Annotated in this window: 1 protein-coding gene; it reads right to left on the bottom strand. The window is 44.3% G+C overall.

Features of this window, described 5'->3' with window-relative positions; genetic code table 11:
- Positions 1–445 (bottom strand): spermine/spermidine synthase domain-containing protein (locus HC175_RS24725; RefSeq protein WP_168139576.1); only part of this gene is annotated, 445 nt, incomplete at its 3' end.
- Positions 446–508: the final 63 nt, after the last annotated feature.

The following is a 508-nucleotide window of genomic DNA, read 5'->3' as shown; positions in this document are numbered from 1 at the left end:
ATTGCTCTGGCACTGTGAGGTCCAGAAAGATATCGACAATAATAAGTCCGAATTTATTGGATTGTGATTTCACATAAGCTTCCGCATCTGCGCAAATAAGTTCAAGGGGATGATGTTCTTCAATCCCAAATTCTTTTCTGGAAATATCTATGATGGTTTGATCGATCTCAACAGCAGTGATCTTCCCATAGTAACCATATTTTTTCCGAAGCAAAGAAATCGCACTCCCGCCTCCCAGCCCCAGGAGGAGAACCGAAGTTGCACGATCTGCGTGGATATTTGCCAGGCCACGATCCAGCACTTCATGCAGCGCGCCATAAGAGTAGTTGGCATTCTTACTGTCCAATACTTTCCTACCATTGATCCAGGTGACCTCCAGTTTACCACTGAATTGGGAATCATAAGTTTTGGTAAGCGGCCACAGGTAACTGAACGGTTTTTTCACGCTGCAAAGATAATTCTTTAAACCTGGTTTTTCCCTAAATAGACCAGTCAGCGGTTCCCAACC

The sequence above is a fragment of the Salinimicrobium oceani genome (assembly GCF_012037645.1).
Note: the sequence above shows the minus strand (reverse complement) of the source record. Positions and strands in the feature narration are given on the sequence as shown.